Source organism: Streptococcus sp. DTU_2020_1001019_1_SI_AUS_MUR_006, assembly GCF_032340315.1.
Classification (GTDB): domain Bacteria; phylum Bacillota; class Bacilli; order Lactobacillales; family Streptococcaceae; genus Streptococcus.
In genome coordinates, this window is sequence record NZ_CP135436.1 from 137,256 (window position 1) to 149,814 (window position 12,559).

A 12,559-nucleotide genomic window follows, 5' to 3' on the forward strand; every position below is an offset into this window, starting at 1 on the left:
TTCCTCCTATCCTACATACCTGATAACGTTCATATCAGGGTTAATGTGATACTGCTCTTCTCTAAAACGTCCTATCTGGATAGTCTTAGAGAAAATCCCGTTCTCAATGTGGATAACACCTTGAGAAATATACATAACCTCAACACCAGCGCTAAACATTGAAATTCGTCCGTTAGGATTGAACATCATACTAGAGCTACCATCGTTCTTGCCGATGACAAGACCCTCATTAGATGAGCTCATATAGCTATCGATGAAATCCCAGCGGTCAGATAACTCTCCCAAATCTTTAGCAATATTAGAGACACGCTGACTAGCTGAAATCAAATCTTTCTCAGCCTGCGCTCTTGCAGCCTCATTGGCCTTGACAAAGTCCTTGTAAGCCTTTATCCAGTTATCAAGCGTATCAGCGCTAGCCGTAGCTTCAAGCTCAGCCTGGATAATTCCAGTTTTCTCATTTAGAGCGTTGAGTTGTTCCTGAGTCAGCCCTTGGTCTGCTTTAGAGTCAATGTCTCTCTGAATATCTTCAAGAGATGGAGACCAGTCTGTGGGGATGGTGCCTATTTCTAATTTAATTTTGGCGTCTTCGTAAGTTCTAGCAGATAGTCTAATAAATTTAGCAGTAGCTGGTACTGTAATATTATTGACGATATGCCACTTTTGCGCCCTAACTGTATAACTATCCTTACCTGTAAGTCGAGTTCCGATAGGTGATTTATTAGCATCGTAAAATTGCCAAGCATGCCAAGGTATTCCTCCGGAAGGTGTAGTCACCCAAAGCTGATAGATGAGATTAGATGCTCCATCGATTTCAATAAAATCGGACGTTCTCTCCTTGTTCACTGTATTAGCTGGATAAATAATCCCTGCATTCCCTAAATACCCTGCAACAGAAGTGTTTTGAACAAACCTGTTCTGCGAACCAACCTCAACTTTAGCCCAACGATCAGCCCATTTGTACTTAGTTTTATCTGAGCTATCAGGCTTCTCATAATCTGAATAATGACCAAAATAACGCTGTCCGTTATCTGTCATTGTCAAACCAGAACCATCCGCATTATCAGAATACGCAAAGTGAACATAAGGCGTTCTTCCATCTGCTCCGGCCTTGCCTGGTAGTCCATCGGCGCCATCACGACCTTTCCATCTCGTCCAGCGATAGTCAGTAGGATTTCTGCTATCTGTTGGATTAAAGTCAATGTACACCCCAACAAAGGCTTTATCAGTGTTTGTTTGACTGAATCCACTACCTGTTGCATTATCAGCATAGGCCATGTGAGTGTACTGTGTACGTCCATCAGCTCCTTTAGGCCCCGGAATCCCTTGGTCACCCTTAGCACCTTGCAAGCCTTGGAGCCCTTGTAAGCCACGATCTCCCTTTTCGCCTTTTTCTCCTCTATCACCTTTAGGACCTATTGCTCCCTGGGGTCCAGGGTCTCCTTTTCCCCCACGTACACCAATAACAGTAGGGTCTGTTGTCTTACTTGTACCGTTTGTGTATAGCTCAACTCGATAATTCCATAAATAACGCTTGTCTGATGTGATAGGCTGTGGCGTAGTTGTCCACCCTGCACTTGCTCTTGTGATACCTGTTGAGACTGTAGTAGCTAAATAGTAATTAGTTACATTAGAAATACCAGTACCATCTTCCCCTTTTATCAACGTCCACTTATACACTCTGTAATCTGTACTATCTACCTGAGTGTAATCTGTGTATGTTCCTATATACGTTTTATTTGTACTGTCAGTAGTTGAGAAACCTTGCGATCCGTTATTTGATGTGGCGTAAGCTATATGTAAGTATGGCGTCCTACCATCTGCGCCAGCCTTACCTGCCACACCATTTGCACCATCAGAGCCTTTTACAAGTGTCCAATTGTAATCAGATGGAGTATTGCTATCAGCGCTATTAAAATCAACATACATCCCGATATAAGCTCTATCAGAGGTACTTACAGAAAAATCCTTAGTTCCATCAGCGCTATTACTGTAAGCTATGTGAGTGTATTGAGTACGGCCATCTGCACCATTGCGACCAGGTAACCCTTGTTCACCTCGTGCCCCTTGCAAGCCATCTAAACCACGTTGTCCTGGTTCTCCTTTATCGCCTTTTTCTCCCTTGTCCCCTTTTACTTTAGCCCACTTGTATTTTTTAGGGTCTGTGCTATCATTTGGTTCAAAGTCGGTATAAATACCAATATAGAGTTTATTGATTGAGCTGTCAGGACTAAATCCATCTGTTCCTGTTGCATTATTAGCCCACGCTGTATGCACATAAGGAGTGCGACCGTCTCGCCCTGGAGTTCCAGGTGTACCAAGTTTTCCATCAACAACATTAACAAGCGATATCTCATCAACAGCAACCTCTTTATTTCCAATGTAAGCCGCTACTGTCAGAGTGACTGTATCTGTTACATTTGAGCCTCTAACTAAGTAAGTCATCCCTGTTGTCACTTCTCCATCGAGCGCCCAACGCCAAGTAACACCAGCAACAACTGGTTTTCCTCCCTTGTATAAGGTTGGGGTTATTAGACTCTGGCCAATCTGATTTTTAAAAATGATACCGTTACTAGTTGAAAGTTTGATTGTGTAAGGTTTAGATTGTTCAAATAAGCGCTCAAGTACCTCTTGTATGCCGTCTGATAACTGATTTTCCAGGGCTTTAAAGTTTGAAAAGATTGTTTTGTTGCTTGATGGGTTTGAAAAACTGATTTTTTGTTCAGAAACACGAGCTTGAACTATCAATAGTGGGTTGAATCCCTCATCATGAATTTTGACTGTGTCGCCGATTTCGACATCTACAAAGCCATCAACTTCATAAGTGATTGCTGGATAGCAATGTTTTTTTAGTTCATTATATGCTAGACGTCGCAATTCTTTTGGATCGTCGGTATCGTAACTAAAATCTTTTCTTGTGTACTGGTCTAGTTCACCTGTTGAATGTGTGAATGTTGATGGATATAGCTGCATAGAGATTGGAGCAACAAGATGAGCCCCTAATTGATAAAATTCACAAATTCCATCCTTGTTGTACTTTTTCCACTCATCAAGACCTTGTATTGTAACTACTTCTTCAACTTCTTCACCAGATCCATTTTTTAATCGTCTTTTACCAGTTGGCCGGATTGAATTGAAAAGACCTGTCTTATCAACTCTACGGGTGATAGAAGTGATATTCTTGCCATATTTTAAGCTTATATCGTTTCTGATACGACCTACACCTTGATGTGCGTCATCATTTTCATGATAGACGTTGACACTAAACTTTTTGATTGTGCTATCAGCGTTTAATTGTGTATCAAACTCAATCTCAGCATCAAAGCGTTTGGCAAGACTCAATAGACGGGCTAGTTTGGTTTCTTGCCCTTCCCATTCAAGAGTACGTTTATTATCTGATACTTCATTGATGCCAATAACAAGATGGGTATAGTTTAATAAATCCATAGCTTCGCAATACTCAGCAAAGCTCATAGCCTTTGTAGCCTTGTAAGGATTAGCTACCTCATTGATTAACTCAAGATTGAGGTTTTCACAATAGCATTTAATTGTCTGCTCATTTTCTTCAACCTGCATAACGTTGAAAATAAAGCTCTTTCCATGATATTTGAAAGATACCCACGCCCGTTCATTCAGATAAGAATAGGCTTTTTGGGTTGGAGTGTCTGACTTGATAGACTTTTTAAATACAGTGAATTCAAAAGTGGATGATCCTGTTTGTAAACTTCTAGTCCAGGTATCGTTGTAAAAGTTAAGTGTGCTTTGCTTGCTGTTATCAACAAAAGCAACCTTTCGCAAGTTCGCGTCATGAATTGTTAATAGCATTATAGCCACCTTTCTTCAAATTCGATTGTCACGGTTGGTTTTTTCTTTATAAAACTTGAAAAATACATCTCAATTTTAGACTCTCCAGGCGGTATAGATAGCCATTGTGAACCATCGACAACCTCTCCAGCTTTAGCGATACCATCAATATAGACCGTATCATCTTCACTGTTGATTACAACATTTGAACCCATAGGATAACGGTTAGGAATGTCTCTTGATGCTTGTACAAAGTCCTTACGATACATCAACTCATCGAGATACAAGTGAGGGATGATTGCTTTCCCACGAAAAGCACCTATCGTAACATGTATCTTAGCTGACTTTTTGCCTTTGATTTCAGGGACAATAAAGTCATAGTGCGAGCCATTATAATAAACTTGAACTCTCTCGTCGTTTCTTTGTAGTTCAAATTGACCTTTTGAAAGTGCAAACGGATTTGTATTTTTGTCGCTAGAAGAGTCAAAAAGCAAAGTTTTTAAAAAGTTATATCCACCAGCGTTATCTGTCGCAAAGACATTAAATCCACAGTATAGACCGTTATAGCGCTTATAGGTTTCAATTCCATACAAAAACTGACCTGCTGTGTCAGATACAGCTACCTTAATAAAGCCACATTGATTGATTGACTCTAGCTGATAGACCAATTTACAAAATAGATAATCATTGAGTGAGCCTTTCTGACCTGTTGAGTCTGCAGGTATCTCCCATGAAAGCCCTGCGCCATAATTCTCATTGTAAGCCCCGCTGGCCTGCTCTCTTACCTTTATACGTTTTTTTCCATCTACTGTGGTCAGTTCTGATGTTCCCGTTATATTGTCCCATCTGCTATTGGTCACTGAGGTATTTTTCACTGCTCTAGCAAAGCCGTCAGCGATTTTGTCTCCTCTAAAATCAAGCAAGACCTCAGACCGTTTGACTGGTTCAGTATCAGCCTCCTCACGGTTTCCCATCTCAAAAGCCGTATTATTATTGACAAGACCAATATAACCATTTTCAGCATTATGCTTAACTCTGATAATTGGAAATGCCTCAACGGTTCCGTTGTTTACTAAATCAAAAACCATTTTATCGGTTGTAGTTTGTGCATTTGAATCACTATTGAAATTCTTATAAGCTGAGCTATGGGCTACACCGTCTGGAACGATGAACTTAATAGAGCCGTTTGAACGTCTCCCGCTTACCTCTTGCATAGAGATATCATCGATTGCCATGGCCAGATAATACTTATCGGGCTCATCTGAAAATGTCAATTCTTTAGGAGCATCAACATTAAAAATACCCGCAAGCTTATGCTTGAGGGTATTCCTGTCTTTAGACCAGATGGAAAAGTCCACCTTGATATATTTTGCATCAATGGTTTGTTGCTGGATATTCACGCCAATTCTTGGTGCACGGTCAATTAAAATAGAACGATTATTCCCTACATCGCGTTGAATATCATGAATTTCAATCAGATCACTTAAATCTGTTTTATTGAAATTCATTGTCACTTCACTCATTCAAGCACTCCTTTCATTCTCAGTGTCATTTTTTCCCGCTCTCTCTGCTTCTTGGTTATAATATCCGTCACTACAGAACTATCCATATAAGTATCTGTGTCCTTGTTAAGGATAGCAGTAAGGATTTTCTCCATACTTGCTCTCAGAATCCTCATCTCAGACACAACTTTATCTGTATCTTGCCTCTTATTTGTGTATTGGTGTTGAACAACAATATTTTGTTGTGCTTGTTCCATTTCTCTAAGAAATTTAGCGTCACTCGGAATCCCGATACCTGAAGCGTACTTAGGAACGCCCATTTCATGCATCAGACGTCTGGTCTTATCTGCTCGCAATACCTTAGATCCTCTAGGGAGTGGAAGAAGGACATTTCTTCCTTCAGGAATGAAACTTCTGCCGTCTGGAAGAGTAACAAGCTCTTTATAATTACTATTTCTTTGGTCGTTGACGATAGCAAGACCGCCAGGGTGATAATTGGTTCCGTGGGCATGCTTGCTTGCAAAAATATTGGTAAAGAAATTACCAGTTACACTATCAATCCAGCTTCTAATGCCCGAAAGCACCCCAGAAGCATTGTCTCGAGCGTTGATAGTAACAGTTTTGTCACGAATAGAATCAACTCCACTTTGAACCTGGTTAACAGTTCCTTGAGTATTATTTTGAGCCAAAATACTAACAGGGTCATACTGCTTAATCGCATTGATTCCAGCGCTTGCAGATGCAGATTCTGGGCCTGTCAAATCCGTTGCGTTAATACCAATTGGAGTTTCTTGTTTAGGTGAGTTCACACTAACTTGCGCGCTTGAAACTGCTTCACTAGTATTATCAGTAGCATTTAATGATTTAGTCTCTGGATTAGATAGATTCCAAGCCATAATTTTATCTATTGACAATTGCCCATTGTTCAAAACATTCGTAGGATCTGCCTTCAAATCTTTTGTGAATGGCGTCGTAACATTCCAGGTTGTCAGAGTATCAGTTGAGCGAGCGACTGCTTTTCGGACACTTTCATCATTAGCCAGCAACTCTTTCTGTTTTGGTGTCAGAGCTTCATAGTTAGACAGAGCCTTTGATGCTTCCTCCGCCTTGTACATGATGTCTGTATTCTTCATAAGAAGTTCTTTGACTTCCGATGGCATACTATTCCAGGTCTTAAGGTGGGTTTCGCTATCAAAGATAGCTTGTAGACCCGCTTGGTTCTTGACAATCACTTGCTTTTCTTCCAGAGTCATGTCTTTCCATTTACCGGATTCGACAAGAGCCTCTGCAATAGTAGCACGAGCGTTAGAATTGATTTCCGCAGTTTTAGCGATAAACTGCAATTGTTCCCAACTTTCAGCAGATTTAGCAGCCTCTCCGATGACTTCCTTAACATTGGATTTTACTTGGAAATTCCCATTCTTATCAATGTTACCTACCAACAATGACCAGGCATCGTTAGCCTCTTTCACTTCCTTGCTCATCTCACTAGTATAGTTAGCAAGGATACTATGCGAATTCCCTACTTTTTGAGAAGCTTCAGCAGCTTTCTTTCCAATTTCTTCATAGGACAGGCCGTATTCTTCCAGAACCTTCTTGGCTTCTTCCCAATAGTTCCAACTTTGACCAGTTCGAGCCTTTACCTTAGCATCGAGATTTTGCATGACCTGATAGTACTTACTTCCTAAAGCTTCCATGGTTTGAGTATGGTTTGCTTCTAAAGTCTGCATTTTCTTATTGTAAGTTTCTTGATCAATTGCTTTCCCAGCAAGCAACTCTTTCAGCTCACTCTTTGAATTCTCGTAGAGTTTCTTTTCCTCATCCAGCGCTTGTTTCAAAACATCTTTAGTATGCTTCAATTGGGTTTCATTTAGACTTCTGACATCGCCATTCAAAGCTTGTAAAGCTGCCTTCTGTTGCTCAGCTGACAAGTCCATCATCGAGAGTTTGGCCTTAATCATCTCATTCTGATTGTTCAGGATGATTTCTTTCTCCTCTTGAGAGAACTTGCTCGCATCTCCGTTATGACGTTGATAAATCTCATTAATTTGATTCATCATGGACTCAGTATTAGATACGACCTGGGCATTTTTTTCTTTTGCTTTCGCAATATCCTCTTCACTGAGACCCCACTTAGAGCCTAACTCCTCCATGCGTTTGTTGGTTTTATCAGCAGCGGCAGCAATTTCTTCATAAAGTTTTTTAAAGGCTCCAGATACCTTTTCAGCATCTCCAGCACGAGTACCGAAGTTTGCGACGGCTGTGCTGGTTTCGTCAACAGTCTTTTGAAAGCTTCGTAATTCTCCTTGAGCAGTATCGCTCAACTGAGAGCCAAACTCTTCCGTCTTGATACGAGCCTTGTCTTTCTCATTAGCTAGATAGGCTAGACCACCAGCCAGCAGAACCGTCCCTCCAACTAAAAGCCCAACTGGACTCGTCAATCCAGCCAAAGCTGTCTTAAGTAGCCCAGTTTTTCCAGCAGTCTCGGCTACCTGAACTCCCAGCTCAGCCGCTTCCGTACCCGCTTTCCCAAGGCTTAACCCCTTAGAAAACAGACTCGCAACCTTACTACCGCCTTTAAATAGATAGCCTAATCCTGTTGATGCATTCCCCATCATATTCAGCAATGGATACCCCAAAGCTAAGAAACCACCTAAACCAAGTACTAACTTCTGTGTACTTTCGGGTGCCTTATCTAGCCATTCAATAAACTCATTTGCCTTTTCAAGGAGAGGCGTGAGTAGAGGCAAGAGTTTCTGACCGATATTGATTTGAAGCACTTCCAAGCTTGACTTGAATCGCTCTACTCCATTTTTAGATGATTTAGACAGCTCATCCGCCAATTTCTTAGTATACCCACGAGCATTTTCAGTTTCTTTAGTAAGATTACGTAGCGCATCTCCTCCTTGGTTGATAAGGGCATTCATCCCAGTTTGAGCTTCAACACCAAAGGCACGAGCAATAGCAGACGATTTCTCAGCATCTGTCCACCCTTTTGTCGATTCCTTGATGCGATCAATGATATCTGGCAACTTCAATGCACCAGACTGGAATTCTTCAACGCTAAATCCTAATTCACGCATTGCATTCGCATTAGATTTAGAAGGTTTCAATAATTTTGATAAAGCACCACGTAATGCCGTACCAGCCTTCTCACCAGCTATACCATTATCAGAAAGAAGACCGATAGCTGCGGACGTTTCCTCGATAGACATCCCCAAAGAGTGAGCTACAGGACCTATATACTCCATGGCTAGCCCCATATCTGAAAAGCCAGCCGATGTCTTATTGGCCACATAAGTCAAGCTATCTGTAACACGGTTCGTATCCTTAGCCTCTAGCCCAAACTGACGCAAGATGTTAGTCGAAGCATTCATTACCACGTTAAAATCATCGCCCGATGCCTTTGCAGCATCTAAGATAGCAGGCATAGCAGCAATAGTCTGATTAGCATCAAACCCTTTTTTGATAATTTCTTGCATTCCCTCATTGATCGAGGATGTTGAGATACCATACTGCTTCGCCCAACCTTTCGAACTCTCACCTAATTTTTGTGTGGTACTATTCAGTTCATCCGCAGTTGGGATGGTATCTGCTAGGAGCGACTTGGTCGTATTCATTTGACTTTCAAAGTCTATAGCTTTCTTAGTTGACAAAGCAAAACCAGCAGTAAGAACTGTAGATACAGGCTTCATAGCATCACCCATCGCACGGAGTTTTTCACCACCCCGATTAAAGGTATCTCCTAGCTTGTCCATCTTCCCAGCCCAGCTATTTTCGCGACCAACATCCTTCAAAGCTTTTTCAACTCCACGTAGCTGGTTTTCCATTGCTGCCAACTTAGCATTCTCACGCTGAATATCAGCAGCAGCTTTATCAAAGTTAGCTGTTCCAGGGTCGAGTTTATCAAAACTTTTCTTCATCTCATCCAAAACTTTACGTTGTGAATCAATAGCTTGCCCTAAAGTCTTGTATTTAGCTTGAAGCAACCCAGCATTTTTTTCATTCCCTTTTAAAGTACTATCCAAAGAACGGACATTGTTTTGAAAGTACTTTACAGCGTTTTTTGCACCATTCAGAGTAGGGTTGAACTTTGACACGTCCAGCCCTAGTTCGATATACATTGCTCCTAACGGCGTACCACTTGCCATTTTGTTCTCCTTCCTAACCTCTCAGGTAAAAGAAAAAAGCCCTTGCGGACTTTTCTTATTTTTATTTCTTATAATCATTAAAAGCCATAGACATCATTGCCCATATAAAAACACCTAGGAGGCCATATCCATATAAAGGCAAAGAAGCGATGATGAATGGCGACAATAATATCTGCCCAATCGTATTCCCAAAGTTCGTACAAACACAGTAAATACCAAAACAGATATATGTTACAAAAGTTAGTGTCCAAAATAGACACCGCCTGCGATTTTGTTCTACCATCTTCATCCTACTCACCTCCTTACCCTTATTATATGCCTATTGAAGTGTTTTGTAAAGCCTTTGCATTAGATAAGCTGGAGAAAGTCAGCAAGATCCATGACTTCCTCAGTTTTAGCAGATTCGGTTTCACCAAGAACACCCATCAGGTCCTCCCAGCTCGTATCCATAACATCGCGAATACTCATACCGTATGGGCCCTCAGTAGCTTGTTTGACAAAACCATAAAACCGTTTTAGTGCTTCACTCGGCTTTATTTTTTCTCCTTTGGGTCAACATCACCCACCAGATGAGAGTAGATGTCTGCGAATACCGCAAAAATATCTGCCATATCCGTGAATTTCAAAAGCTCTTCCACTTCCAAATCTTCAAACAGTGAGGCGATAAATTCCAATTGCTTGTCTAATTTCTCTACCTCTGACACATCAGATGATAGTGCTTCATTGAGAATCAAGTAGTCGCGATAGTCCTTGGTAGTAATTTCCTTACTTGTCTTTTGAACATCTTGACCCTTTTCGTTTTTAATTAAAAATTTAACCTTAGCCATTTACTTTCCTTTCTAGAAAAAAGATAAAAAGAGAGCTTGTGCCCTCTTCCTACCCTGCAGCAACCATTTTAAGTTGCCCTTTTAGTTTCTTGATTTTTTCTTCATCATTACCAATGTACTTGCCATAGTAATTACCTTTGATTCCTTCATCATCACTTGCGATGGCTGAAAAACTCAAGTTATCATCTGGAAGTTCCTCTTGCTTATCCTTCTGAGTTTCAAACTCTTCAGAATCCATTGAGAAGCTGCCTTTAAAGAAACCAACTTGCGCTTTTGTCCCGTTTGATGTTTTAGATTCAAGCATAACTGAACAAAGTGGAGCATCGCTATCCTCACCAATATAAACAATTTCGTCCTTGACTACATGCCCAAGGATTTTGGCAAGGACCATGTGAGGAATATCAACTGCTGTCATTTCCATCTTCACATCACCTACACCACGTTTTGATGTGTAATAAGCGACATCACTACCATAGGTTTTTACTGGATCACTTGCAAGACCTGAAATCTTAGCGGTACGAGTCGCACCCTCGCCAGTTTTCCCTTCAACCACAAAAAGGTTTTTCCCAAGTGTTGGAGTGGCCTCTCCATCCAACACACGAATTGTCATACGTTTAAAACCAACCAATGCCATTTATAGCACCTCTTTCTTTAATTTAGTATTCTTCGTATAGAGCACTCTGACCCTTGTAGGTACGAGCATCTACATAGCGTTTGATTTCTGGAATCCATTCATCCAAACCACCAGCGGTTTGATAAAATCCCTGGTCTTCCATAATCTTTTCAATTTTTCTTTGGAGTTCTTTGCACTCCACTCGATTAGTAGACTCTACATTGATTTGATAGAGAAAAGTCTTAGCTAGACTAGTATTGCTCCCACGAGCCGTCTGCATTGGAGGACCGACAGGGATAATGACAATACTTGTTTTATCATCTCCTAAATTCTCAGGGCGTTCAAATGACTTGATACTAATACCAGATAAAGAATCATCCTCTTCCAAAGCGTTGTAGAGTTCAGTTAATTTGTCCTTAATCATTACAAAAACTCCTGTTTTAATTTCATGCCGACTTTAGATTTGAAGACTGGTTTGCTACCTTCAAAAAAGCGACGCATAATACCGAAGCCACGAGGATGTCCTTTCTTTGCGTATCCAAATTCATTCAAGTGAATAAGAGTCCAGCGAGGGCTTTTGAAACCTAATTTAACCATTGGAACCCCACTAGCTGTACCAGTCACATTTCCATGGACGACGGCACCGACCGTCTTACCAGTGTCAGCGTAAACTGCCATAGCCCGTTTGAAAGTCGGTTCAAACTCCTCAACCGTCTCCCTCAAAGCCCTGTTGACCTTTCTACGAACCACTGGCTCTCCTAAACGAGCCTCCATATTCCTCAAAACATCATCAAAGCCTTTTAGATTAGCTCCACTAGACATCACGACCACCTCCGATAATAACTATCAAAAAGTCCCGATTATCATAATCAGGACGCACATCGATGATTTGCCATTTTTTACCTTTTAGGCGCAAATCCTCAACTTCGACAAAGTGGCGATTGTCAGGTTGGTAATCATCCAAAGGATCACGAATTTTCAAAGTCATCTTAGCTTTCATCGCTTTTCCTGTCGCAATCTCAATATCTTTGAAACTAGGAGAGTAAACTTGCCCCATCGTATAAAAAGCCTTCTTGTAACTCACATCACGGCCATCAACCCCCTCTTCAACTTTAGAAGTATAGAAAGTGAAGGGAGTTCTCAAATCTCCATTTTGAGACTCAGGCTTTTTGTAACGATAGCTAGGACGATTAGTATAATGAGACATCAGACGTTGTTACTTCTGTTTGTTTTTCTGACCATTCAACAAAGCCAGGCAGCGCTTCATTGATTTCATCGAAGCGCTCTTTTGTCGCTTCAAATTCTTGATCAACAGAACGAAACACCCCTTCTTTGAGGTCGTAAAAGCCTTTCAAAACCTTAATCATGTTTTTCCTCCAGTTTGTAATTTTCTAGTGACAATGCCATCAAATCTCCTTGAAAGTTCCCATAAAAGAACTCAACTTGGTCATTGTAGACATATCGAGCACGTTCTAAGATAAGCTCTCTCACTCGTGGGTCGGTAGAGTCCTTACTACCGACCAGACTGAGGATTGCTACCTCAGAACTTTCCAACATTTGGGAGAGGTTGTTATCCTCACCACTATGAAAAATCCTCATCCGCTCCTTAAATGAATTAAGGAGTTGATGAAGTTGTTCTTCCCTAGTCATGGTTTAATACCTAGA

The 12,559-nt window shown here is 41.0% G+C and carries 10 protein-coding genes; all 10 read right to left on the reverse strand.

Features of this window, described 5'->3' with window-relative positions; all coding sequences use genetic code 11:
- Positions 1-6: 6 nt before the first annotated feature.
- A complete protein-coding gene (locus RRU92_RS00645; protein WP_315639919.1) occupies positions 7-3,822 on the reverse strand; it encodes a phage tail spike protein in 3,816 nt (1,271 codons plus the stop codon).
- Entirely contained in the window at positions 3,822-5,324 is a 1,503-nt protein-coding gene (locus RRU92_RS00650) for a distal tail protein Dit (protein ID WP_315639921.1), read from the reverse strand. Before RRU92_RS00650 ends, RRU92_RS00645 begins: the two co-directional genes overlap by 1 nt.
- Positions 5,321-9,454: a phage tail tape measure protein gene (locus RRU92_RS00655; protein WP_315639922.1), complete on the reverse strand. Its 4,134-nt coding sequence runs from the start codon at positions 9,452-9,454 to the stop codon at positions 5,321-5,323. Before RRU92_RS00655 ends, RRU92_RS00650 begins: the two co-directional genes overlap by 4 nt.
- Before the next feature lie 533 nt (positions 9,455-9,987).
- Complete coding sequence (gpG, locus tag RRU92_RS00660) at positions 9,988-10,281, reverse strand: phage tail assembly chaperone G (protein WP_007519106.1); 294 nt, start codon at positions 10,279-10,281, stop codon at positions 9,988-9,990.
- A 49-nt stretch (positions 10,282-10,330) separates the two neighbouring features.
- Positions 10,331-10,915, reverse strand: a complete 585-nt coding sequence (locus RRU92_RS00665; protein WP_315639924.1) for a major tail protein — start codon at positions 10,913-10,915, stop codon at positions 10,331-10,333.
- A gap of 22 nt (positions 10,916-10,937) precedes the next feature.
- Positions 10,938-11,318 (reverse strand): hypothetical protein, encoded by a 381-nt coding sequence (locus tag RRU92_RS00670; RefSeq protein WP_315639925.1) that lies wholly within the window; start codon positions 11,316-11,318, stop codon positions 10,938-10,940.
- Positions 11,318-11,716: a hypothetical protein gene (locus RRU92_RS00675; RefSeq protein WP_315639928.1), complete on the reverse strand. Its 399-nt coding sequence runs from the start codon at positions 11,714-11,716 to the stop codon at positions 11,318-11,320. Before RRU92_RS00675 ends, RRU92_RS00670 begins: the two co-directional genes overlap by 1 nt.
- Positions 11,709-12,101 (reverse strand): phage head-tail adapter protein, encoded by a 393-nt coding sequence (locus tag RRU92_RS00680; protein ID WP_315639929.1) that lies wholly within the window; start codon positions 12,099-12,101, stop codon positions 11,709-11,711. Before RRU92_RS00680 ends, RRU92_RS00675 begins: the two co-directional genes overlap by 8 nt.
- A complete protein-coding gene (locus tag RRU92_RS00685; protein WP_315639930.1) occupies positions 12,085-12,261 on the reverse strand; it encodes a hypothetical protein in 177 nt (58 codons plus the stop codon). Before RRU92_RS00685 ends, RRU92_RS00680 begins: the two co-directional genes overlap by 17 nt.
- Positions 12,254-12,544 carry a phage gp6-like head-tail connector protein gene (locus tag RRU92_RS00690; RefSeq protein ID WP_315639931.1) on the reverse strand — a complete coding sequence of 97 codons (291 nt, stop codon included), beginning with the start codon at positions 12,542-12,544 and terminating at the stop codon, positions 12,254-12,256. Before RRU92_RS00690 ends, RRU92_RS00685 begins: the two co-directional genes overlap by 8 nt.
- Positions 12,545-12,559 lie beyond the last annotated feature (15 nt).

What these genes read in the sequence shown, in the direction of transcription:
- RRU92_RS00645 (WP_315639919.1), bottom strand. Translation starts at nt 3,822, where the DNA reads ATGCTATTAACAATTCATGACGCGAACTTGCGAAAGGTTGCTTTTGTT.
- RRU92_RS00650 (WP_315639921.1), bottom strand. Translation starts at nt 5,324, where the DNA reads ATGAGTGAAGTGACAATGAATTTCAATAAAACAGATTTAAGTGATCTG.
- RRU92_RS00655 (WP_315639922.1), bottom strand. Translation starts at nt 9,454, where the DNA reads ATGGCAAGTGGTACGCCGTTAGGAGCAATGTATATCGAACTAGGGCTG.
- gpG (WP_007519106.1), bottom strand. Translation starts at nt 10,281, where the DNA reads ATGGCTAAGGTTAAATTTTTAATTAAAAACGAAAAGGGTCAAGATGTT.
- RRU92_RS00665 (WP_315639924.1), bottom strand. Translation starts at nt 10,915, where the DNA reads ATGGCATTGGTTGGTTTTAAACGTATGACAATTCGTGTGTTGGATGGA.
- RRU92_RS00670 (WP_315639925.1), bottom strand. Translation starts at nt 11,318, where the DNA reads ATGATTAAGGACAAATTAACTGAACTCTACAACGCTTTGGAAGAGGAT.
- RRU92_RS00675 (WP_315639928.1), bottom strand. Translation starts at nt 11,716, where the DNA reads ATGTCTAGTGGAGCTAATCTAAAAGGCTTTGATGATGTTTTGAGGAAT.
- RRU92_RS00680 (WP_315639929.1), bottom strand. Translation starts at nt 12,101, where the DNA reads ATGTCTCATTATACTAATCGTCCTAGCTATCGTTACAAAAAGCCTGAG.
- RRU92_RS00685 (WP_315639930.1), bottom strand. Translation starts at nt 12,261, where the DNA reads ATGATTAAGGTTTTGAAAGGCTTTTACGACCTCAAAGAAGGGGTGTTT.
- RRU92_RS00690 (WP_315639931.1), bottom strand. Translation starts at nt 12,544, where the DNA reads ATGACTAGGGAAGAACAACTTCATCAACTCCTTAATTCATTTAAGGAG.